General features: G+C 67.6%; 16 protein-coding genes. 10 read left to right on the top strand and 6 right to left on the bottom strand.

Annotated elements, in window-relative coordinates; genetic code table 11:
- Positions 1-10 precede the first annotated feature (10 nt).
- The 4 genes from ABV518_RS01565 to hemL are packed head-to-tail and all read left to right on the top strand — an operon-like array spanning position 11 to position 4,381.
- Positions 11-943 (top strand): uroporphyrinogen-III synthase, encoded by a 933-nt coding sequence (locus tag ABV518_RS01565; RefSeq protein ID WP_367765092.1) that lies wholly within the window; start codon positions 11-13, stop codon positions 941-943.
- The gene (hemB, locus tag ABV518_RS01560) at positions 940-1,923 is read left to right on the top strand and encodes a porphobilinogen synthase (RefSeq protein WP_367765091.1); all 984 of its coding nucleotides are present in this window, start codon (positions 940-942) and stop codon (positions 1,921-1,923) included. Before ABV518_RS01565 ends, hemB begins: the two co-directional genes overlap by 4 nt.
- Positions 1,920-3,020: an LLM class flavin-dependent oxidoreductase gene (locus tag ABV518_RS01555; RefSeq protein ID WP_367765090.1), complete on the top strand. Its 1,101-nt coding sequence runs from the start codon at positions 1,920-1,922 to the stop codon at positions 3,018-3,020. Before hemB ends, ABV518_RS01555 begins: the two co-directional genes overlap by 4 nt.
- Before the next feature lie 29 nt (positions 3,021-3,049).
- Entirely contained in the window at positions 3,050-4,381 is a 1,332-nt protein-coding gene (hemL, locus tag ABV518_RS01550; protein WP_367765089.1) for a glutamate-1-semialdehyde 2,1-aminomutase, read from the top strand.
- 102 nt (positions 4,382-4,483) lie between these two features.
- Here hemL and ABV518_RS01545 read toward each other — a convergent pair whose 3' ends face one another.
- From ABV518_RS01545 to ABV518_RS01530, 4 genes are all read right to left on the bottom strand, one after another.
- Positions 4,484-5,221, bottom strand: a complete 738-nt coding sequence (locus ABV518_RS01545; protein WP_310161563.1) for an amino acid ABC transporter ATP-binding protein — start codon at positions 5,219-5,221, stop codon at positions 4,484-4,486.
- Positions 5,218-5,982 (bottom strand): amino acid ABC transporter permease, encoded by a 765-nt coding sequence (locus tag ABV518_RS01540; protein ID WP_367765088.1) that lies wholly within the window; start codon positions 5,980-5,982, stop codon positions 5,218-5,220. The genes ABV518_RS01545 and ABV518_RS01540 overlap by 4 nt, the downstream gene beginning before the upstream one ends.
- Before the next feature lie 11 nt (positions 5,983-5,993).
- A complete protein-coding gene (locus tag ABV518_RS01535; protein ID WP_367765087.1) occupies positions 5,994-6,941 on the bottom strand; it encodes an ABC transporter substrate-binding protein in 948 nt (315 codons plus the stop codon).
- A 308-nt stretch (positions 6,942-7,249) separates the two neighbouring features.
- Positions 7,250-7,960 (bottom strand): 3'-5' exonuclease, encoded by a 711-nt coding sequence (locus ABV518_RS01530; RefSeq protein WP_367765086.1) that lies wholly within the window; start codon positions 7,958-7,960, stop codon positions 7,250-7,252.
- 111 nt (positions 7,961-8,071) lie between these two features.
- On the opposite strand from ABV518_RS01530, the gene ABV518_RS01525 reads away from it, so the two are divergent.
- From ABV518_RS01525 to ABV518_RS01515, 3 genes are all read left to right on the top strand, one after another.
- Positions 8,072-8,488 carry an MGMT family protein gene (locus ABV518_RS01525; RefSeq protein WP_367765085.1) on the top strand — a complete coding sequence of 139 codons (417 nt, stop codon included), beginning with the start codon at positions 8,072-8,074 and terminating at the stop codon, positions 8,486-8,488.
- A 68-nt stretch (positions 8,489-8,556) separates the two neighbouring features.
- Positions 8,557-11,850: an ATP-dependent helicase gene (locus ABV518_RS01520; RefSeq protein WP_367765323.1), complete on the top strand. Its 3,294-nt coding sequence runs from the start codon at positions 8,557-8,559 to the stop codon at positions 11,848-11,850.
- Complete coding sequence (locus ABV518_RS01515) at positions 11,847-15,368, top strand: ATP-dependent helicase (protein ID WP_367765084.1); 3,522 nt, start codon at positions 11,847-11,849, stop codon at positions 15,366-15,368. The genes ABV518_RS01520 and ABV518_RS01515 overlap by 4 nt, the downstream gene beginning before the upstream one ends.
- On the opposite strand, the gene ABV518_RS01510 is transcribed toward ABV518_RS01515, so the two are convergent.
- Positions 15,358-16,656: a phosphotransferase gene (locus ABV518_RS01510; RefSeq protein WP_367765083.1), complete on the bottom strand. Its 1,299-nt coding sequence runs from the start codon at positions 16,654-16,656 to the stop codon at positions 15,358-15,360. The two genes, ABV518_RS01515 and ABV518_RS01510, sit on opposite strands and share 11 nt — an antisense overlap.
- A gap of 149 nt (positions 16,657-16,805) precedes the next feature.
- Here ABV518_RS01510 and nudC point away from each other — a divergent pair, with 149 nt between their 5' ends.
- The 3 genes from nudC to ABV518_RS01495 all read left to right on the top strand — a co-directional run bounded on the left by nudC (position 16,806) and on the right by ABV518_RS01495 (position 20,676).
- On the top strand, positions 16,806-17,828 hold the full coding sequence (nudC, locus tag ABV518_RS01505; protein WP_367765082.1) for an NAD(+) diphosphatase: 1,023 nt from the start codon (positions 16,806-16,808) through the stop codon (positions 17,826-17,828).
- Positions 17,829-17,890: 62 nt separating this feature from the next.
- Positions 17,891-20,026 (top strand): ATP-dependent DNA helicase UvrD2, encoded by a 2,136-nt coding sequence (locus ABV518_RS01500; RefSeq protein WP_367765081.1) that lies wholly within the window; start codon positions 17,891-17,893, stop codon positions 20,024-20,026.
- Entirely contained in the window at positions 20,023-20,676 is a 654-nt protein-coding gene (locus ABV518_RS01495; protein ID WP_367765080.1) for a YgjP-like metallopeptidase domain-containing protein, read from the top strand. The genes ABV518_RS01500 and ABV518_RS01495 overlap by 4 nt, the downstream gene beginning before the upstream one ends.
- 36 nt (positions 20,677-20,712) lie before the next feature.
- Here ABV518_RS01495 and ABV518_RS01490 read toward each other — a convergent pair whose 3' ends face one another.
- Entirely contained in the window at positions 20,713-22,176 is a 1,464-nt protein-coding gene (locus ABV518_RS01490) for a zinc-dependent metalloprotease (RefSeq protein ID WP_367765079.1), read from the bottom strand.
- Positions 22,177-22,375: the final 199 nt, after the last annotated feature.

The raw sequence follows: 22,375 nt of genomic DNA, 5'->3' as shown, positions 1-22,375 counted from the left end.
GCGTCCTGACATGGCGGGCCAGGACAACAGCTTCCAGCAGGACAAGCGGCCGCTCGCGCACACCCGGGTCCTGATCACCCGCAGCCCGGAGCGGTCGCTTTCCCTCATTTCAGCACTTGAGCAGGCCGGTGCGCAGGCACTGCTGCTGCCGCTGATCGATTTTGAGCGGGCCGCGGACCAGCATTCCCTGGACGTGGCCTGCGATGCCCTGGCGGCCGGGGCATTCGACTGGCTGGTGGTCAGCAGCGCCACAACGGTCCACGTCCTGGGCGACAAGGCCGCCGAGCGTGGACTGGCCCTCGGGGACTGGCTGCCCGCCACGACCCGGGTGGCCGCCATCGGCCAGGCCTCAAGGGGAATGCTCGAATCCGCGGGAGTCTCCGTCACGCTCGTCCCTGAGGCCTCTCAGTCGGCTGCCGGGCTGCTTGACGCCTGGCCCGCAGGCGCCGGCCGGGTGCTCCTGCCGCAGGCCGACATCGCGGCGCCGCTCCTGGCCGAAGGGCTGACGGCGTCCGGGGCCTCCGTCACTGTTGTCACCGCCTACCGGACTGTCGACTTTCCGGCCGATGCGGAGCGTCGTCTCGCCGTCGAACCGCTGGCAACCGACCGGGGGGAAACCGGCGGCGCTGCCCCCGTGGCCGCGCCGCCGTCGTACGCGCTGCTGACTGCGGAAGGCGCGCAGGCTGAGATCGCCGCCGGCCGGCTGCACGCCGTCGTGGCCGCATCACCCAGCGCCGCACGGCGCATCAACGCCCTGCTTGCCCCGCTGAAGGACTGCCGCCTCGTCGCGATCGGACGTTCGACGGCGGACGAGGCCGCAGCGCTCGGCCTGGGCGTAGCTGCGGTCGCGGCTGAGCCCACCCCCGCCGGGCTCGTGGCGGCGGTGCGCGAAGCCCTGGATTCCCCGACCCCACCCGGACCACCTGTGAAGGACACACCATGAGTTTCCCCAACCAACGTCCCCGCCGCCTGCGCACCACTCCGGCGATGCGCAGGCTCACGGCCGAAACGCGGCTGGCCCCGGCCGAGCTCATCCTGCCGGCCTTCATCCGGGAGGGGCTCACCGAGCCCAACCCCATCACGTCCATGCCGGGCGTGCTCCAACACACCACCGATACGCTCAAGCGCGCCGCCGCAGAAGCCGTTGAACTGGGCATCGGCGGCATCATGCTCTTTGGCATCCCGGCGGTCCGGGACGCCGAAGGCACCGCTTCCCTGGATCCGGACGGCGTGCTCAACAAGGCCATCCGCGACGTCCGCGCCGAAGTGGGCGACGACCTGGTCATCATGAGCGACGTCTGCCTGGACGAGTTCACCGACCACGGGCACTGCGGCGTGCTCGACGCCGACGGGTACGTGGACAACGACCGCACCGTGGAGATCTACGCCAGGATGGCCGTGGCCCAGGCCGATGCCGGCGCCCACATGCTGGGCCCGTCCGGGATGATGGACGGCCAGATCGCCGCCATCCGCAAGGCGCTGGACGACGCCGGACACACCACCACGTCCGTAGTTGCCTACGCAGCCAAGTACGCCTCGGCCTTCTACGGCCCGTTCCGCGAAGCCGTGGACTCCCAGCTGAAAGGCGACCGGCGAACGTACCAGATGGACGCCGGAAACCGCCGCGAGGCCATCCGGGAAGTGGAGCTGGACCTGGCCGAAGGTGCTGACATCGTGATGGTGAAACCCGCCATGAGCTACCTGGACATCGTGGCCGATGTCGCCGCCATGAGCCCGGTCCCCGTTGCCGCCTACCAGATCTCCGGTGAGTACGCGATGATCGAGGCGGCGGCAGCCAACGGCTGGATCGACCGCCGCGCCGCCATCACCGAGTCCGTACTGGGCATCCGCCGCGCCGGTGCGGACATGGTGCTGACGTACTGGGCTGCCGAGCTCGCCGGCTGGCTGAGGGAATCCCGATGACCGCGCAGCCGGCTTCGGAGCCTGCAGCTTCCGCAGCCGCAAGCCCCACTGCGCCGGTAGCCGCGGACCAAATCCTGCTGGGCCTGAACACCTTCGGCGACGTCGGTGAGAACCCGGACGGAAGCCCGCAGCCGCATGCCCAGGTGCTCCGCCAGCTGCTTGAACAGGCGGAACTGGCTGACGCCGTCGGACTTCATGCGTTTGGCGTGGGGGAGCACCACCGCAAGGACTTCGCAGTCTCCGCCCCGGAGGTTTTCCTCGCCGCCGCCGCGGCCCGCACCCGCCAGATCCGGCTCGGCTCGGCTGTGACAGTGCTGAGCTCGGATGATCCCATCAGGGTGTTCCAGCGCTTCGCCACAGTGGACGCGCTCTCCAACGGCCGGGCGGAAGTTATGCTCGGCCGCGGATCCTTTGTCGAGTCGTTCCCGCTGTTCGGGCTGGACCTGGCCGACTACGAGGTCCTGTTCGAGGAGAAGCTCGAGCTGTTCGACAAGGTGCGGTCGCAGAAACCCGTGCACTGGGAAGGCCGCACCCGGCCGGCGCTGCACGGCCTGAGCGTTTACCCGCCGCTGGAACACCACCTGCTGCCCGCCTGGATCGGCGTGGGCGGGACCACGGAATCGGTCCTCCGCTGCGCGCAGTACGGGTACCCCATCATCTTTGCCATCATCGGCGGGCAGCCCCGCGCCTTCGGGCCGCTCGCAGACCTCTACCGGGAAGCCATGGCCCAGTACGGACATCCCCTGCAGCAGGTCGCGACCCATTCGCCCGGGCACGTGGCTGCAACTGATGAACAGGCCCGCGAGGAGTTCTTCCCGCACTGGCTGAAGCTGCGGAACCGGATCGGCGCAGAACGTGGCTGGGGACCGGCCGGGCGCCCTGAATTCGACGCCCTCTGCGCCCCGGACGGTGCCCTGTATGTCGGTTCCCCGGACACCGTGGCCCGGAAGATCGCCCGGCTCAAGGCTGACCTGGGCGTGGACCGTTTTGACCTCAAATACAGCAGCGGCCCGTTGCCGCACTCGGCCATGATGCGCTCCATCGAGCTGATGGGCACGGCGGTGGCGCCCAAGGTGGCGGAACTGCTCGGTAACTGACGGGCCGGCCAACTGAAAGAATAGGAACCATGACTTCCAGCAACCCTCGCAACGAGGAACTCTTCGACCGCGCCCGCCGGCTGATGCCCGGCGGCGTGAACTCTCCTGTCCGGGCGTTCGGCTCCGTGGGTGGAACGCCACGTTTTATGGTGTCCGCCCAGGGACCGTACCTCACGGATGCCGACGGGAAGGAATACGTCGACCTGGTCTGCTCCTGGGGCCCCGCCCTGCTGGGCCACGCCCACCCCGCCGTCCTGGACGCCGTCCACACGGCCGTGGACCGTGGCCTCTCGTTCGGCGCATCCACGCCTGATGAGGCCAACCTGGCAGCCATCGTGCAGGAACGCGTCCCCGCCGCGGAACGCGTCCGGATGGTGTCCACCGGCACCGAGGCCACCATGACGGCCGTCCGGCTGGCCCGCGGATTCACCGGACGCAACCTGATCATCAAGTTCGCCGGCTGCTACCACGGCCACCTGGACGGGCTGCTGGCCGCGGCCGGTTCTGGCGTCGCCACCCTGGCCCTGCCCGGTTCGGCCGGCGTCACGGAAGCCACCGCCGCCGAAACCCTTGTCCTGCCGTACAACGACCTCGCAGCGGTCGAAGCCGCCTTCGCCGCCCACGGCGCCAACATCGCGGCCGTCATCACCGAAGCCGCCCCGGCCAACATGGGCGTGGTGACCCCCGCCGAAGGGTTCAACCTCGGGCTGTCCCGCATCACCCGCGAACACGGGGCGCTGCTGATCGTTGACGAGGTGCTGACCGGATTCCGCACGGGCTACTCCGGCTATTGGGGCCTCACCGGCGGCGCACCCGACGCAGCGGACCCGTGGACCCCTGACCTGCTCACCTTCGGAAAGGTCATCGGTGGTGGAATGCCGACGGCGGCCCTCGGCGGGCGTGCCGACGTCATGGACTACCTCGCGCCGCTTGGCCCCGTGTACCAGGCCGGCACCCTGTCCGGGAACCCCGTGGCCATGGCCGCCGGGGTTGCCACGCTGACCCACGCGACCCGTGACGTCTACTCGTTCATTGATGCCCGGTCGCTGGAACTCTCGTCGGCGCTGTCCGCGGCGCTGGACTCGGCCGGTGTGGACCACTCCATCCAGTTCGCCGGAAACCTGTTCTCGGTTGCGTTCGGAACATCGGCCAACGGCGTCCACAACTACGCGGATGCCCAGGCCCAGGAGACGTTCCGGTATGCGCCGTTCTTCCACTCGATGCTGGAAGCCGGGGTTTACCTGCCGCCGTCCGTCTTCGAGGCCTGGTTCCTGTCCGCCGCCCACGACGACGCCGCCATGAACCGGATCTTCGACGCCCTCCCGGCCGCCGCGAAGGCAGCAGCCGCCGCGCAACGCTAGCTCCGGCGTCGTTCCTTAAACCGGGAAATCCCCGCCTCCCGGACGAATCCCCCCTGCATGCAAGGGGGAAATGTCCAGGAGGCGGGGATTTTGTGTTGGCGCCTAGAGGACGTCCGAAAGGAAGCCCTTCAGCCGGTCCGTGGCCGGGGAAGTGAAGATCTGCTCGGGCGGACCCGACTCCACTACCACGCCGGCGTCCATAAACGTCACGGTGTCCGAGACGTTGCGGGAGAAGCCCATCTCGTGGGTCACGACCACCATGGTCATGCCGCCCTTGGCGAGGTCCGCCATCAGCGACAGGACGCCCTTGACAAGCTCGGGGTCCAGGGCAGAAGTGGCTTCGTCGAAGAACATCACCTCAGGCTTCATGGCCAGCGCACGGGCGATCGCCACACGCTGCTGCTGGCCGCCGGAAAGGTTGGCCGGACGGGCATCAGCCTTGTGCTTCAGGCCCACGAGGTCCAGCTGCTCCAGCGCCTCGGCGTGTGCCTGGTCCTTCGGCAGCTTCCGGAGCTTGCGCAGTGCCAGCGAGATGTTTTCCGCCACCGTCTTGTGCGGGAACAGGTTGAACTGCTGGAACACCATGCCGATCCGCCGGCGCAGCTCGTCCGGGTTGTCTTTCAGGACAGAACGGCCATCCAGCAGGATGTCGCCCTGGTCCGGCTCGATGAGGCGGTTCATCACGCGCAGCAGCGTCGACTTGCCTGAGCCGGAAGGCCCGATGACTGAAGCCGTGGTGCCCTTCTCGACATGGAGGTCGATGCCGCGGAGGACGTGGTTGCTGCCGAAGGACAAGTGGATGTTCTTTGCGGTCAGCGTTCCGGATGCGAATTCGCTCATGCCTGTGCTCCCTTTCCGACGACAGCTGCGGCCTCGTCCGGTTCCTTCTTTTCCGGCCGGCCCGAACGAAGCCGGGCGTCAATCCAGTTCACGAAATGCGTCAGCGGGATGGTCAGCACCAGGTAGAAGATCGCCGCGGCTACATAGGGTGAGAGGTTGCCGCTGGTTGCCGCAGCGTCCTTGCCGATCTGGAAGATCTCGCGCTCCGTGGCCAGCAGGCCCAGGAGGAAGACGAGCGAGGATTCCTTGATCAGGGCGATGAACTGGTTGACCAGCGCGGGCAGGACCCGGCGGATGCCCTGGGGAACAACTACCAGGCGCATGGAAGAGCCGTAGCCGAACCCCAGGGCACGGGATGCCTCGAGTTGTCCCTTGTCCACGCTCTGGATGCCCGAGCGGAAGATTTCGCCAATGTAGGCACCCGACATCAGGGACAGCGCCGCGATGGCCATGGGGTAGGGACTGGTGGAGCCGGTCAGCTCACGGATGATGGGGCCGAACCCGAATCCGATGACCAGGATGGTCAGGACCGGAGGGAGCCCGCGGAGGACGTCCGTGTAGATCCGGGCAATCCAGCGGGCGGCGGCGTTCCGGGAGATCCCCATCAGGGCCAGAGCCATCCCGAGCATTGTGCCGATGATGCCTGAAATGACCGCGAGGACGAGCGTGTTCGGCAGGCCCACGGCGAACATTTTGGGAATGACCTGGCCCATGGCCTCCCAATCAAGGAAGGTGTCAGAGAGCTGCTTGAGGATATCCATGGAACGCCGGGTTACTTAGCGGGGATCTGGACGGCCTTGCTGCCGGGCTTCCAACCCTGCGGGGTCTGCTCAGCCGCGGTGGTGCGGTCGGTGTACCACTCCGACGTGAGCTTGGTCCAGGTGCCGTCAGCAATAACGGCGTCCAGGCCTGCGTTCAGGGCATCGAGCAGGGGCTGGTTGTCCTTGTTCACGGCGTATGCGGTGAAGTTCTGCGTGTTGACAACCTTCTCGGCGATCTTGGTGTTGTCGCCTTCCTTCACCTGGCCGGAGGCCTGCTGCGACGGGGCAACCCAGGCGTCGATCTGACCGTTCTTCACATTTCCGTAGACGGTGTTGTAGTCAGGAAAACGGACGGGTTCGAGCTTCAACGTGTTGGTGACGTAGTCATCCTGGACGGTGCCCTGGACGACGCCGATGCGGACGCCTTCCTTCAGGTCGGCAAAGCCGGTCACCTTGGCGTCGTTCTTGGTCACGACGGCCATGTAGCCAAAGTCGTAGCCGTTGGTGAAGCCGACCGTCTTGCGGCGGGCGTCGGTGGTCGAGATCGAGGAGGATCCGACGTCGAACTGCTTGTTCGACACCTGCGAGAGCAGGGCGGAGAAGTCGGTGGAGGCGAATTCGACCTTCAGTCCCAGCTTGTCACCGATGGCACGCAGGAGCTCGTTGTCGTAGCCGGTGAACTTGCCGGAGGGATCGATGAAGATATTCGGCGGGGCATCGGACAGGGTGCCGACGCGCAGGGTGCCGTCCGTGATCAGGCCCAGCTTGGACTTGTCGATCTTGTCGAGCGGGGTGACCTCAGCGGTGGTGTACTTGTCCAGCGTCTGCTGATCGCTGCCGGCCAGGGCGTCCGTCGGCGTGCCGGTGGGCTGGGAAGCCCCGCCGCAGGCTGCGAGGGAGGCGGCCAGGGCAATAGCCACAGGAACGCTGGTCAGCCACTTCATGGCTTTCGATTTCATCAGGTAGTCACTTTCATCTGAGTCATAAGTTCATCCCGGCCGTAATGCTGCATACGTGGAGCCGGGGGCCTGCCACACCATGGGAACTGACGTTCAGGACAGGGACCGCAAAACTTAATCATCTCACTTAGGCCTATTGCTGCGGATAGACGAAGAAAGTAGTAGCCGATAGGGGCGTAGGCCGAATATTGCTCGGCCCAGGCCATGGGGCCGCTCCGGCCCGGCCCGACGGCGCCCCCATTGCCGAATCGGCGCATGATCTGAACCCGCGCGCACGGGCGGCCGAATAAGTGTGAGTTAGCTCGCAGCTAGAAGTCGCCCCGGCTTGCGTCTTCGGGCGGCAGGACCGGCCAGTCGCCTTCGATCACCGCGGCAGGCTTGGTTTTCCTCAGGTAGCCCTGGAAGTCGGCTGCCTGGCTGACGGCCCAGTCCACCTGGAGCTGGTGAAGCTGGCTGGCCGGCATCCTGAGCTTGGGAAACTTGCCCGCCATCGCGTCCAGGACCCGGACCGTGGCGAGGGCGTCCGCGGCGGAGGTGTGGGCGTTGTCCAGGCTGACGCCGTATTCCTCGCACAGGGCGGTGAGCGTTCGTTTGCCTTTCCGGTACCGGTCCACCTGCTTGTTCATGATGTACGGATCAAGGACTGGAAACCGGCTCAGCTGCTTGACGCCGTACCGCGCCGATTCCGCGGCCAGCACGGTGAAATCGTAGCTGGCATTGAACGCAATCACGGGAACGCCGGCATCAAAGAGCTCCTGCAGGACGGTGGCAAGCTCCCGCGTCACCTCATGGGCGGGGCGGCCCTCGCGCCTGGCCTGCTCGGTGGTGACGCCGTGGATATCGCTTGCTTCCGTGGGAATCTCGACACCAGGATCGGCCAGCCATTCATGTTCCGTGATGACATCCCCCTGGTGGTCCACCACAGTCACCGACGCCGTGACAATACGTGCCGCGCGGGAGTTGCGGCCAGTGGTCTCGAGGTCGAACGCTGCGCGGGGGAGGGTGTTCCAAGTGGTCATGTTTCCACGCTACCTGGAGGCACCGACAGTCTCCGGCAGCCCCGTCGGCGGGTCAGGATTCTTCCTTCCCTGAGGACCGGGCGGTGCGCCGATACCGGCTACGCTGGATCCATGCGGACGGAGTATGTCGAGGCGGTGCTGGCCGTGGTGGAGCTGGTACCCCCGGGTACTGCCGTCGCCTATGGCGATGTCGCCGAGCTCCTGGGAGCCGGCGGACCACGGCAGGTCGGCGCGGTCATGAGCCATTACGGCAGTGATGTGCCGTGGTGGCGGATCCTTAAAGCCAGCGGACAGCCGCCCGAAGGCCACGACGCCGAAGCCCTGCGCCACTACCTGGACGAGGGCACGCCGCTCCTGGGCAGCCCTGACGAATTCCTTCGCACCGGCGAGGGCCGCTGGCGCGTGGACCTGGCTGCGGCACGGTGGGCGCCGACAGACGCAGAATTCGACCAGCTGGACGCAATTGCGGACCGGCTGGAGCGTGGGCTTCATAAATTGTCCGTGGCCGATGATGAAATGTCCGTGTGACGTTAACAAGCCTCCAGACGGACCTCCTGCCCGACCCCCCTCTCGACGACCTTGATGACGCGCATGCCTTGGCGGGCGACGCCGGTGCACGCGGCCGGAGTGCCAACGGGACCGGCCTTCGGCTGCTGCCGCCCCGGCGCCTGCAGGACTCCGTCCCCGTGCTCTCAGCTGACCAGCGGGAGGCTGTGGAGGTCCCGCATGGTTCCGGACCTGTCCTCGTTCCGGGTGCGCCCGGGACCGGCAAGTCCACCGTCCTGATCGAAGCCGCCGTGCGCCGGGCCTTCCACGACGGCGTCGACCCGGAGCGGATCCTGATCCTTGCCCCGGGCCGGCTGGCGGCAGACTCGCTTCGGGACCGCTTCACGGCCAGGCTGGACAGGAGCCTGAGCACTACCCCGGCAAGGACCTGGGCGTCATATGCCTTCGACCTGATCCGGCGGGCCAAGGCTGAAGGCATCCTGCCGCTGCCACGGCCGCCGCGCCTCCTTTCCGGACCCGAGCAGGACCTCATCATCAAGGAGCTGCTGGAGGGCCATGCACTTCCCGGCCTGCAGCTGCCATGGCCCGCTGACCTGGGCGCCGCGCTGGAGACCAGGGGATTCCGGCACGAAGTCCGCCAGCTGTTCGACCGGATCATCGAATCGGGCCGGACGGCCGAAGACCTTGAAGACCTTGGCCGCCGCTGCGGCAGGGAGGACTGGATCGCCGCCGCGGCGCTCTATGCCGAATACAGGGACGTGCTGGACCTCCGCATGCCCGAGGCCTTCGACCCCGCCGGGATCATCACCGCTGCCCGGCAAATTTTCCAGGACGCACCCGACTTCCTGGACGCCGAACGGGACCGTCTGCAGCTTCTACTGGTGGATGACATCCAGGAAGCAAACCCTGCTGTTTTTGAACTCCTTGCCGACATTGCGGCGGGCAAGGACTGCTACGTGACATCCTCCCCGGACACCGTCGTCCAGGGCTTCCGCGGCGCCAGGCCGGATCTCGTTGCCGAACTTCCCCGGCTGCTGTCCGCCGGCACAGCCGTCCTGGAGCGGCCCCTATGGCACACACACCGCCACGCGCCCGCCGTCGCAGAGGCCTGGCTCGGGGTTGCCGGCCGGATCTCGCAGCGTGCCGGCGGCCAGCTGGCACGCCGTCTGGAGCGGCACGATCACGAAACCGTGTCCACACAGCATCACGGCGCTGTCGAAGCCCACCTTGTACCTTCGCCGGTCCATGAACTGCGCTATGTTGCCCAGCGGATCCTGGACCAGCACATCAACCACAGCCGTGACCTCGCCGACATCGCCGTTATTGTCCGGAACGGTGGGCAGCTCAGCGAGCTCCAGCGCTACCTCTCCGGCCAGGGAATCCCCGTCCGCGTTCCGGTGGCCGAATCCGCGGTCCGTGATGAAGTTGCCGTCCGCCCGCTTCTGGACGCCTATGCGGTTGCCTTGGACCCGGCGCTGCTGACGCCTGAGTCTGCTGTTTCCCTGCTCACGTCGCGGATCGGCGGTGCGACGTCGATTGAGCTGCGCAGGCTCAGGCAGTCGCTTCGGCGTGAAGAACTCCTGGGCGGCGGCGGGCGGACCAGCGACGCCTTGCTGGTCGAAGCGCTGCTCGAGCCCGGTGCGCTGGCCACGTTGGGTTTGGAAGGCCGGTCGGCGAGGCGCACCGCCCGCATGATCCAGGCAGGACGGGTTGCTGCAGTCGAACCCGGAGCCAACGCCGAGTCCGTGCTCTGGGCCTTGTGGCACTCCACCGGGCTGGCGAACGCCTGGACAGAAACTGCCCTGGCAGGTGGTCCCCACGGCGCCCGCGCCGACCGGGACCTCGATGCCATGATGGCCCTCTTCCACACCGCCGAGCGCTACGTGGACCAGATGCCCGGTGCCGGTCCTGAACAGTTCCTGGAGTACCTCCTGAACCAGGAACTCCCCATGGACACGCTGGCCGCCAGGGCCCAGGTGGACGACGCCGTCGAACTCATGACCCCTGCCAGTGCTGCCGGCAGGGAATGGCCCGTGGTGATCGTTGCGGGGCTCCAGGAAGGCGTGTGGCCCAACACCCGGCTCCGGGGCGAGCTGCTGGGCAGCACCCTGTATGCCGACGCCGTGGAGCACGGTGTGGAATACGCGCTGCAGCTTGACCCGCTGAGCCGCCTGCGGGACATCCGCTATGACGAACTTCGAAGCTTCTCCACCGCAGTCTCCAGGGCCCGCGACCTGCTGATCTGCACTGCCGTCTCCTCCGAGGACGACCAGCCCTCCTCGTTCCTGGACTACGTGGCACCACTGGGGCCCGGCCAGGATGGCCGCGGCTTCACCCCGGTGGAGAGGCCCATGACCCTCCGCGCCCTCGTGGCGGAACTCCGGCAGTACGCCCAGCTCGACGGCAGATACGCCCCTGAAGCCGCGGAAGCCGTCAGCGTCCTGACACGCCTGGCCGAAGCCGAACCCCCCGTGCCCGGTGCCCATCCGGGCACCTGGTGGGGCTTGGCTGCGTTGACAACCACTGACGCTGTGGTGCCTCCCGGTGGAACGGTCTATGTTTCGCCGTCGAAAGTCGAAGCCGTCCAGAAATCGCCCCTGGACTGGTTTGTGCAGGCAGCGGGCGGCGAAGCCGCCACCGACTTCGCCCGAAGCCTGGGCACCCTGGTCCACGCCATCGCGCAGGACCTGCCGGAGGCCTCAGGCGGAGAATACGTCGCGGAACTGGTCAGGCGTTGGCCGGCCCTCGGTATGAAGGACAACTGGGAAGGCAGGCTCGATTTCCAGCGCGCCGAAGCCATGGTCCGCAAACTCGCGCAGTACGTATTGGTGATGCGGAGCGAAGGGCGCAGCCTGGTGGGGGTGGAGCAGGATTTTGTTGTCCAGATTCCGGACCTCACTCCCGCGGCGGGCATCGACGGGGCCGGCCCGGAGATCCCCGTCCGGTCGGCTGTCCTTCGCGGCCAGGTTGACCGGCTTGAGATCGATTCCGAAGGCCGGCTGGTGGTCGTGGACCTGAAGACCGGGAAAAGGCAGCCCGGCAAGACCGAGCTTTCCCGCCATCCCCAGCTTGGCGCCTATCAGGCCGCAGTCCTGGCAGGCGGCTTCGGGGATGCCCCGGGCCTGCCCGCAGAGGCCACCCCGGGCGGTGCCGTGCTCGCGCAGCTGGGGACGGGAACCAAAGGCCCGGGCGTCCAGCAGCAGGACACCCTTGATCCGCAGGACAACTGGGCCCTGGAGATGGTGAACGGCGCTGCAGCGCTCATGGCAGGAAGTGTCTTCGAAGCCCGGCACGACCCCGCGAAGGGCGGCCACGGCGGTCACGGCTGCAGGCTTCCCGAAGTCTGCCCCCTCTGTGTCCGTGGAAAGCAGGTAACAGAATGACCCAGCCAGGACTCCCCGAGCCCCGGTTCACCCCCGAAGAGCTGTCCGGACTGCTGGGTGAGAAGAACCTGCCCACGGCCGAGCAGTCCGCCATCATCTCCTCGCCGCTGACGCCCAGGCTGGTTATTGCCGGCGCCGGATCGGGCAAGACAGCCACGATGGCCGACCGCGTGGTCTGGCTGGTCGCCAACGGGTGGGTCAGGCCTGAACAAGTCCTCGGGGTCACGTTCACCAGGAAGGCCGCCGGCGAGCTCGCCACCCGGATCAGGGCCAAGCTGGCGGTGCTGCAGCGCATCGCGGCGCAGGACACCGGGCACACCGTGTTCCCCGAAGGACTGCTCAGCAGCGACGCCCTCGAACCGAAGGTCTCCACGTACCACTCCTTCGCCAGCGGCATCGTGTCCGACTATGGGCTGAGGCTCGGAGTGGAACGTGACGTCGTTCTGCTCGGCGGCGCCCAGGCCTGGCAGCTCGCCAGCGAGGTGGTAGAGGCGTTCGACGGCGAGTACGGCCACTTCAGCGCGGCGAAGTCCACGCTGGTGAAGGCCGTGATCCAGCTTGCGGGGGAATGTGCGGAACACCTCCAGGAACCTGTGGACGTCGAATCCTGGCTGATGGCACGGATCGCAGAGTTTGAGACCCTGCCCTATGTGGCCGACGGCAAGAAGAACCCCACCCAGGCGGCAGCGGAACTCGCCGCCATGCTGCGGACCAGGGCCAGCGTCGCAGACATGGTGGGCCGCTATTCGGCGGCGAAACGCGCCCGCGGAGCTCTCGATTTCGGTGACCTGGTGGCACTGGCCGCACGGGTGGCACGGGAGGTCCCGCTTGCTGCGGAGATGGAACGCCAACGCTACAAGGTGGTGCTCCTGGACGAATTCCAGGACACCTCCTACGCCCAGCTGGTCCTCTTTTCGCGGCTCTTCGGCGGCGGCCATGCAGTCACCGCGGTGGGAGACCCCAACCAGTCCATCTACGGCTTCCGCGGGGCGTCCGCAGGGCAGCTGTTCCACTTCGTCCGGGAATTCCCCGTCCGGACTCCAGGCCCGCAGGAAGAGGAGAACTTCAGCCCTGCCCCCACTTCCTATCTGACCACCGCGTGGCGTAACGGCCGGTCCATCCTTGAGGCCGCCAACGTGATGTCAGAATCCCTGGGCAGGGCAGCCGCGCACCGCGAACCGGCCGGCGCCCACGGGGAGCCGGCCACGAAAGTGCCGCCGCTGCAGCCGAGCCCCTACGCAGCGGACGGACGCGTGGTGCTTGGCCGCTTCGGCACCGACGTCGAGGAAGCTGCGGCGCTTGCCGAAGACATCCTGAAATACCGGGTCACCGACTTTGAGCGCAAGGCTGACGGCACCCCGGTGCCGCCGGCGCTCGCTGTCCTGTGCCGCCGTCGTGCCCAGATGGAGACCATCAGCCGTCAGCTGGACGCACGGGGGATTCCCTACGAGATCGTGGGACTCGGCGGCCTGCTGGACACCCCCGAAATCATTGACCTCGTTTCCACCCTGAGGGTCCTGGCCGATCCGGGACGGTCTGATTCCCTGATGCGCCTCCTCGCCGGCGCCCGGTGGCGCATCGGCCCGGCTGACCTGATGGCCTTCCGCGACTGGTCCAGCCAGTTGGCCCGCAGGCGCGGGCAGGCCGCCGCCGGGAATGACACGGAACCAGGGACCGGGGATGCCGCAGCGCCCGACGACGAGGCCATGGTTGAGACCGACCTCACGGACGGCTCCAGCCTGGTGGAGGCTTTGGACTGGCTTCCGCGCGAAGGCTGGACATCGTCGCACGGACGAGCCTTGAGCGCGGAAGCGAGGGAGCGGCTCCGCCGGCTGTCCGTCGAACTCAGGCAGCTCCGCGGCTACCTCGGCGATGACCTGACCACGCTCCTTGGCGAAGTGGAACGCGCCATGCTGCTGGACATTGAGGTGGCCGCGCGCCCTGGTGTCAGCATCCACCAGGCCCGCCGCAACCTTGACGCCTTCCAGGACGCCGCGGCCGGCTTCCTGAGGACATCCCAGCGGGTGGACATCCTGGCCTTCCTGGCGTGGCTGGAGGCTGCCGCGGCGGAGGAAAACGGCCTCGACGCACCGGCTCCGGATGTTAACCGCGAAGCCGTGCAGCTCCTGACGGTCCACGCGTCCAAGGGACTGGAATGGGACGTGGTTTTTGTGCCGGGCCTCAACGCCGGCGCCTTCCCCAGCAGCCGTGATTCACGGTGGAGCAGTGGAGCTGCGGCACTTCCCTGGCCGCTGAGGGGTGACCGGGCGGACCTGCCCCAGTGGGACATCGACCAGCCCGACCAGAAGGGCTGGCTTGATGCCGAGAAGGAATTCAAGTCGGCAGTGCAGGCCCACGGCGAGTCGGAGGAACGGCGCCTGGCCTACGTCGCGTACACGCGCGCCAAGCATGTCCTGTGGGTCTCGAGCGCCGCCTGGGTGGGTTCGCGGGCAGGCCGGGCGGAGATGTCCCCGTTCCTGGCCGAGCTCGAGCCCATGGCGGCCACGGCCGGAGCGGACGGCAACGCCGCACTGGTCCATCCTGCCTCGGTGGATGAAGCCTCCCTTCCGGAAAAAAGTCCACTGACCCTGGAAACGGAGGTGGCCGAGTGGCCCTACGACCCCCTCGAAGGGCCAGTGGATCCCCGGACAGGCCAGCGCCTTCGCCTCTTCCCGGGCCGGCGCGCAGCAATGGAAAAGGCTGCCGCGCAGGTGCTGGCAAGCCTTGACCACCGCACCAACGACCCCGCTCCCGGCGGTGGCGGTCCTGCCGGTGACGAAATCCATGCCGGCGGACCCGATTCCGCCGACACCCGCAACGACAGCCGCGGGCTTCGCGGTCCCGCTGCAGGGTGGGCTGAGGAGGCCTCCCTGCTGCTGGAACGGCGCTCCACCAGGGCACGCGGCCAGGACGTCCACCTGCCCAGCCACATCTCGGCGTCCACACTGGTTGATCTCGGCGAGGACCCGGCAGCTGTGCTGGCACGCCTTCGGAGGCCCGTTCCCCGGGAACCGGGCATGTCTGCCAGGAAGGGAACCGCCTTCCATTCCTGGGTGGAGGAATACTTCGGAGCCGCCGGAATGCTCGACCTCGGCGAGGCGCCGGGAGCGGACGATCACATCGATGCCGCGTACGACCTCGAGGACATGGTCGCTACGTTCCGGGCGTCGGAATGGGCCCACCGCTCCCCGGCGTTCATTGAGGTTCCCGTGGAGACCCGGGTGGGTGACGTGGTGGTCCGCGGCCGGATCGACGCGGTTTTCCGTGATGCTGACGGCCGCTGGGACCTGGTGGACTGGAAAACGGGCCGCCGCCCTGACGCCGGCCGGCTGAAGGCCAGGGCGGTGCAGCTTGCCGCGTACCGGCTTGCCTGGGCCCGGCTCAAAGGCATCGCAGTCGAGGACGTGCGGGCCGCGTTCTTCTATGTGGCTGACAACCAGGTGGTCCGCCCGCACGACCTCGCGTCAGCTGCAGAGCTGGAGGAGCTGGTGTCGGAGTCCTACTCGGTCAGCTCTTGACGTCGATGATGGTGATGGCGGCGGTGGACGTGTCGTCAGCCGATGGAACATCCGACGGCGAGTCAGCCCCGGCGTGCCCGTCTTCCGGCGCAGGCTCGTCAGCCGGGATCGGCGTCACCTGGACTGCAGGTAAGACGGGCGCCGGAATCGGGACTACTGTCACGGGCTGGACAACCAGGGGGGTCACACCGGCAATTCCCGGGTCCGCGGCCGGGTAGCCCTGTGCGCTGGCAGGAGCTGCCGCACTGTGCCCCGCGCCGCCGTCGTCCGCTTCCTGCCCTGCCGAGGCGGTGCCGGCCGGAACCGCGCCACCAGAAGCCGCGCCACCAGGAGCCGAGGCGGACGGCAGCGGTTCAACGCTGATGGCCTGCCCGCCGTGCTCGGCGATGTCGCTGGCGAGGGTTTCCAGCATGCCCTCCGCTTCGGAGATCATCGCGTCATCGCCGGCTGCAATGCCTTTGACAAGGTACTGCGCCAGGGCGAACTCGGCGGACAGGGCGGCCCTGCGGAGCAGATGCTTGTCCGGCGCGTCCCGGCGGCTTTCCGTGTAGCTGCTCAGGACAGTGTCCACAAAGTCCTGCTCGTTGGAGGCCACCAGCCAGGCGAAGTCATCGGCGGGGTCACCGATCCGCAGGTCCGTCCAACCGGTAACGGCGGTCACGCGGTGGCCGTCGACCAGCAGGTTGTCTTCGTGCAGGTCCCCGTGGACCACGCAGGGGTTGAACCGCCACAGTGACACGTCTTCGAGCGCGTGCTCCCAGCGGCGCAGGAGGGACGGCGGAATCTTGCCGGTGGTGGCGGCCTGGTCCAGTTCGTTCAGGCGGCGCTGGCGGAATTCGTTCGGCGTGTAGCTGGGGAGGTCGGCGTTGCTGACCAGCGCATGGGGCAGGTCGTGGATCGCAGCCAGTGCCACTCCGATTTCACGGGCGAGCTGGTCCGGGCCGGCGGTCAGTTCCTCGACGCTGCGGGTGGTTCCGGCCAGGTGGGAGTAAACGAACGTGCTGAGTGCGCCCAGGCGGACGCTGCCGGCCACTGTGGGCATCAGGAAGGGCAACTCGGCCCTGATGCCGGGAGCGAACGCCCGCAGGACCAGGAATTCCGTCTCCAGCCGGGCGCTGGCTTCGGCGTGACGGGGCGATCGGACCCTCCAGCGTTTTCCTTCCGAATCGAGGAGCAGCGCGCTGTCGAAGTCGGCGGCATCATCCGGGGCGGAGCTGACGGCGGTGGGGGTCAGCCCGGGGACTGCCGCGGTTGCAACGGCTGCCAGTTCGATCGGTTTTCTTCTCACCGTTCCACGGTAGATTGACTGACGGCCAAGACAACGGTGCGGCGGCGGCGAGTCTCCAGATATGCGGCAAATCTCCGCCTGTCGCCACCGCACCCCGTGCCTGGCCGCCCAAAATGTCAATTGTCGGTCCGAGTCAGTACGGTGGACACATGAGTCATGCGGAGTCCGCTACACCGGCCTACCGGACGCAGGCAGTCCAGCTGCCGGCCAACCACCTGTTCGATACCGTGCTTCCCGTGCGTCCCGCGCTGGTGGACCGGGGCTCTGCCGTCCGCACTCGCCCGGGCATGGTGGATGAACTGCTGGGACGCGACGCCACCCTTGCCGTGGTCCTGTCCGGGCGGCAGGCCCTCGTCACCGGAAACAGCCTTTTCCTGACCGGCGCGGCACGTTTTGTCGAAAGCCTTCAGGGCGTCGGAAACACTCCCGACCACGTGATCTACCTGGGGACAGCCCTGGACGGTTCAGACCTGCCTGCGGGCACGGAGCTGCTCCTGCTGGTGCTGCCGGATGCCCTGGAACCGGGCACGGCGGGCATCCCCGGTGACGCCACCTGGACGGGCTTCCGGGACATCGCCGGGGTCCTCAACCCCACGGATACGGCGCTGTTCGTTGAGGCAAGCGCGATCACCAACTGGCACGCCGGGCACACGCACTGTCCACGCTGCGGCACTCCCACGGTTGTGGAGTCCGGGGGATGGGTGCGACGCTGCCCGCAGGACAACTCCGAACACTATCCGCGCACGGATCCGGCAATCATCGTCACCGTAGTGGGTCCTGACGGCAGGCTGCTGCTCGGCGGCGGGGGACCGGTCGACGCCAGGAACTATTCCACCCTCGCAGGGTTCGTTGAACCGGGGGAGTCACTCGAGCAGGCCGTGGTCAGGGAAATCCATGAGGAAGTCGGCGTCCGTGTTTCGGGGTGCCAGTACCTGGGTTCGCAGCCCTGGCCGTTCCCCGCCTCCCTTATGCTTGGATTTACTGCCATCACCGCGGACACCGAAGCAACGCCCGACGGCGTGGAAGTCACCAGGGCGCGCTGGTTCAGCCGGGAGGAACTCCAGGAGGCAGTGCTCACCGGGGAGATCACCATCTCCAGCCGGCTGTCCATTGCCCGCTCGTTGATTGAGCACTGGTACGGCGGACGAATCCTGGACCGCACCGACACCTGAACCTCAGGCATCATCACCGACCAGACTCCAGCACCAGGTAGTCGAGACAACAGAGCAGCAGAGTGACTACAGAGAATTTTGACAGTGCAGTGTCCCTCGAGGACCGCATTCTTGGCGGCCTGGACGCCGAACAGCGGGAAGTTGCCAGCACCCTGAACGGCCCGCTGTGTGTGCTGGCCGGCGCCGGCACCGGCAAAACGCGTGCCATCACACACCGGATCGCCTATGGCGTGCACTCGGGGGTCTACAGCCCGCAACGGCTTCTGGCAGTGACGTTCACCGCCCGCGCGGCCGCGGAAATGCGGAGCAGGCTGCGTGACCTCGGCGTGGGCAACGTCCAGGCCCGCACGTTCCACGCGGCCGCCCTGCGGCAGCTCCAGTTTTTCTGGCCCCAGGCCGTCGGCGGCACCCTTCCCAACCTCCTGGACCACAAGGCCCAGATGATTGCCGAGGCCGCCCGCCGCCTGCGGCTCAGCACGGACCGGGCCTCCATCCGTGACCTTGCCTCGGAAATCGAGTGGGCCAAGGTCTCCATGCTGACCCCGGCCAACTACCTGGAAAATGCCGATGACCGGGGCACGCCCGGTGGCTTCGACCTCACCGCCGTGGCCCGGGTCTTCCAGTCGTACGAGGACGTCAAAACCGACCGCAACGTCATCGACTTCGAAGACGTCCTGCTGATCACGGTGGGCATCCTGCAGGAGGACCAGAAAGTGGCAGCCACGGTGCGCGAACAGTACCGCCATTTTGTGGTCGACGAATACCAGGACGTTTCCCCGCTGCAGCAACGGCTCCTTGAGCTGTGGCTTGGCGGCCGCGACGAACTGTGTGTGGTGGGTGACGCCAGCCAGACCATCTATTCGTTTACCGGCGCGTCCCCGAAGCACCTGCTGGGCTTCAAGGCCAGGTATCCCGAAGCCAACGTGGTAAAGCTGATCCGGGATTACCGCTCCACACCCCAGGTGGTCAAGCTCGCCAACGATCTCCTCGGCGCGCGCCGAAGCGGCGGACCCGTGGCGGACGCCGCGTGGGCGGCACCCCTGCAGCTGGTGGCCCAGCGTCCGGCAGGACCGGTTCCCCAGTTCACGGAGTGTTCAGACGACGAGGCGGAAGCCGCCACCGTGGCGCTCAAGATCCAGGGACTGCTCGACGGCGGCACGCCGGCAAGCCAGGTAGCCGTCCTCTTCCGCACCAACGGCCAGTCCGAAGCCTACGAGCAGGCCCTGGCCGCCGCCGGCATTGGCTACCAGTTGCGCGGCGGTGAGCGGTTTTTCGCCCGCAAGGAAGTCAGGGACGCCATACTTCAGCTCCGCGCTGCCACGAGGGCAGTGGCGGAGACTGCCACGCCGGAACCGCTGGGACAGCTGGTCCGGGACATCGTGGCGTCGCTCGGCTACACCGATTCTCCGCCGCACAACGGTGGTGCCCTGCGGGAACGCTGGGAATCGCTGGCGGCACTGGTGGCCCTCGCCGACGAACTGGTCCAGGTACGCGGGGACCAGTTCAGCCTCGCGGACTTCGTCAATGAGCTTCAGGAACGCTCCCTGGCGCAGCATGCCCCCACGGTCCAGGGCGTTACCCTCGCCTCGCTGCACGCGGCCAAGGGCCTCGAATGGGACGCCGTGTTCCTTGTTGGACTCAGCGAAGGGCTGATGCCGATCTCCTTTGCCGATACTCCCGAGTCGGTGGATGAGGAGCGGCGGCTCCTGTACGTCGGAATCACCCGCGCCCGCGAGCACCTCTCCCTGTCCTGGTCCACGGCCCGGACTCCCGGCGGCCGGGCGAACCGGAAGCCGTCCCGTTTCCTTGACGGCCTGCGGCCGGACTCGGTGGCCAGCTCCACTGCCCGCGGCAAGGGACCGGCGCCACGCCGCAAAGCTGCCAAACCTGCCACGTGCAGGGTCTGCGGCACCATGCTGGCCAGCGGCGCCGAGCGCAAGGTGGGCCGCTGCAACGATTGTCCGCCCAGCTACGAGGAACAGACCTTCGACGCGCTCCGCACCTGGCGCAAGGAAGTTGCGCTTTCGGCCGAGGTCCCGGCCTTTGTGGTGTTCACCGATGCCACCCTGACGGCCATTGCCGAGGCCCGGCCGTCGTCGCTGGAGGAGCTCGCAACTCTCGCCGGCGTGGGGCCGTCCAAACTTGAACGCTACGGTGAGGACGTCCTCCGGGTCCTCGTCGAAAGCACCACGCTGTGACTCCCCGGGCCGAAGGGCGGAAAGGGCCGCAGCTGACCACGGCCGACGGCGCCCCGGTGGAGGTGAGGCGGTCCGCCCGACGCACGCGGACGGTGGCGGCCTTCTGGGAGAACGGCACGGCGGTGGTGGCGATCCCGGCCCGCTTTACGGCGGCCCAGGAATCCGAGTGGGTGCACCGCATGCTGGAGAAGCTTCATCGCCAGGGCAGCCGCCGCGCGCAAAAACGCCGGCAACAGCCGGCAACAGACGCCGGGCTCGCGGCGCACGCCGCCGAGCTGTCCGCCCGCTACTTCGGCGGCAGGGCAGTGCCGGCGTCGGTCCGCTGGGTCAGCAACCAAAACTCCCGCTGGGGATCCGCGACGCCGTCCGAAGGCACCATCCGGCTCTCCGACAAACTGCGGCCCATGCCCCAGTGGGTCATCGATTACGTCCTGCTTCATGAGCTGGCCCACCTGTTGGTGGCCGGGCATAATGCCGCGTTCTGGAAGCTGCTGGAGGCGTATCCGGACACGGCGCGGGCCAAGGCATTCCTTGAAGGCGTCTCGTTCGCAACATCCCGCGGCATGGCCGCCGGTCCTGACGGCGGACCGGACGGCCCAGGGAGCGGCGCTCCAGGCCAGCCCGCACTGTGGCCCGGAGACGCCGACTAGATCCGGCCGCCCCAAGGTCACCTTGGACCGGGCTATTTAGCCTTTCGGCTGGTCCTCGTCAGTTCCGCCGTCGGGGCTGCTTTCCGTCGCGCTGGTACCGGAGCCGTCGGTTTCCGTACCGTTTCCGGCCTCATCCGTGCCCTGTTCCGGTGCGGTGTCGAAGCCTCCGCTGAGCAGCTTCTGGAGGGCGTCGTCGACTTCGCTGTCGCTGGCCTCCGCCAGCTTGCGGCGGGCACTGAATCCCAAGGGATCGTCGAGGTCCTCGGCGGTGGGAAGGAGATCGGGGTGGTGCCAGATGGCGTCCCGTCCTTCGATGCCGCGTTCCTTCTTGAGGGCCGCCCACAGCGTGGCGGCTTCGCGCAGGCGGCGCGGACGCAGTTCCAGGCCCACCAGGGACGAGAACGCATGTTCGGCGGGACCTCCGGTGGCGCGGCGCCGGCGGACGGTTTCCCTGAGGGCGCCCGCTGACGGCAGGAGTTTCTCCGTGGCGGCGGCGGTAAGTTCATCCACCCAGCCCTCAACCAGCGCAAGGGCTGTCTCGAGCTTTTCCAGGGCCTGTTCCTGGGCGGGCGTCCGCTGGGGCATGAACACGCCCTGCGACAGGGCTTCCTGGATGCCTTCGGGGTTGCTGGGGTCCAGGTCCCGGGCCAGCTCTTCAATCCTGGACGTGTCGATGTGGATGCCGCGGGCGTAGGCCTCAATCGCGCCAAGCAGGTGGCCGCGCAGCCAGGGAACCTGGACGAAGAGGCGCGCGTGGGCCGCTTCACGGACGGCCAGGAACAGCCGGATGTCGTTCTCCGGCAGGCTGAGGCCTTCGCCGAACTTTGCCACGTTGGCCGGAAGCAGGGCCATTTCCAGGTCCGCGAGCGGAACCCCGATGTCGGTGGAGCTGACCACTTCAGCGGAGAGGGCGCCGATGGCCTGCCCCAGCTGCATGCCGAAGATCGCTCCGCCCATGTTCTGCAGCATGGAGGAGGCGCCGCCCATCATGGATTTCATCTCCTCCGGCATCTGTTCCGTCATGGCATTGGACAGGGCGTTGGCGATGCTGTTGGCGACAGGCTCCGTGAGCCGCTTCCAGGTGCCGAGGGTTGCTTCCACCCATTCGGCGCGCGACCATGCCCGGCCGATCAGGCCGGTGGCCGGCAGGTCCGTCACCGGGTCGAGCCAGAGCTCGGCGAGGCGCAGGGCCTCGTCCACCTCACGTGACTGCAGCGATGTCACGGACGGATCCGCGCTGCTGGCAGCAACCCGGCGGGCGTTCTCATGGGCCAGCTGCCAGTTGACGGGGCCCTCGGAGGGCGCGCTCATCATGGCCTGGACCTGGGAGAACATCTGGGCCAGGAGGTTGGGGTCGTCAGGCAGGCCGGCGGCCTTCGCGAGTTCGGCGGGGTCGATGTTTTCCATGCCCTTGCCGCCCATGAGGTTCTGCAGCATTTCTGTCAGCGGATCCTTGGGAGCGTCATCGCCGTTGGACGGATTGAGTGGGTTGGAGGTCATGATTACGCCGATCGTCGGTGTGACTGTTGATCAACTTCACGGTACCCCGGGCAGGGGCGGCTGTCTGCCGCGCAGCGTCGACGTTCGCTGTAGGCAAAGAGCTTGCGGGCTGCCGGGACGCGTAATGTTGGATGGGTGACTACGACCCGTGGCGACCATCCACCCGAGGACCGTGCAACCGAGCTCGACGCCGGCACAG

It is taken from the genome of Arthrobacter sp. HS15c (assembly GCF_040812005.1).
Taxonomy (GTDB): domain Bacteria; phylum Actinomycetota; class Actinomycetes; order Actinomycetales; family Micrococcaceae; genus Arthrobacter.
The sequence above is the reverse complement of the archived record's forward strand: the minus strand, read 5'-3'. Positions and strand labels throughout refer to the sequence as shown.

Bases quoted from the DNA above. Each gene is read 5' to 3' on its own strand.
- ABV518_RS01565 (WP_367765092.1), top strand. From the start codon at position 11: ATGGCGGGCCAGGACAACAGCTTCCAGCAGGACAAGCGGCCGCTCGCG.
- hemB (WP_367765091.1), top strand. From the start codon at position 940: ATGAGTTTCCCCAACCAACGTCCCCGCCGCCTGCGCACCACTCCGGCG.
- ABV518_RS01555 (WP_367765090.1), top strand. From the start codon at position 1,920: ATGACCGCGCAGCCGGCTTCGGAGCCTGCAGCTTCCGCAGCCGCAAGC.
- hemL (WP_367765089.1), top strand. From the start codon at position 3,050: ATGACTTCCAGCAACCCTCGCAACGAGGAACTCTTCGACCGCGCCCGC.
- ABV518_RS01545 (WP_310161563.1), bottom strand. From the start codon at position 5,221: ATGAGCGAATTCGCATCCGGAACGCTGACCGCAAAGAACATCCACTTG.
- ABV518_RS01540 (WP_367765088.1), bottom strand. From the start codon at position 5,982: ATGGATATCCTCAAGCAGCTCTCTGACACCTTCCTTGATTGGGAGGCC.
- ABV518_RS01535 (WP_367765087.1), bottom strand. From the start codon at position 6,941: ATGAAATCGAAAGCCATGAAGTGGCTGACCAGCGTTCCTGTGGCTATT.
- ABV518_RS01530 (WP_367765086.1), bottom strand. From the start codon at position 7,960: ATGACCACTTGGAACACCCTCCCCCGCGCAGCGTTCGACCTCGAGACC.
- ABV518_RS01525 (WP_367765085.1), top strand. From the start codon at position 8,072: ATGCGGACGGAGTATGTCGAGGCGGTGCTGGCCGTGGTGGAGCTGGTA.
- ABV518_RS01515 (WP_367765084.1), top strand. From the start codon at position 11,847: ATGACCCAGCCAGGACTCCCCGAGCCCCGGTTCACCCCCGAAGAGCTG.
- nudC (WP_367765082.1), top strand. From the start codon at position 16,806: ATGAGTCATGCGGAGTCCGCTACACCGGCCTACCGGACGCAGGCAGTC.
- ABV518_RS01490 (WP_367765079.1), bottom strand. From the start codon at position 22,176: ATGACCTCCAACCCACTCAATCCGTCCAACGGCGATGACGCTCCCAAG.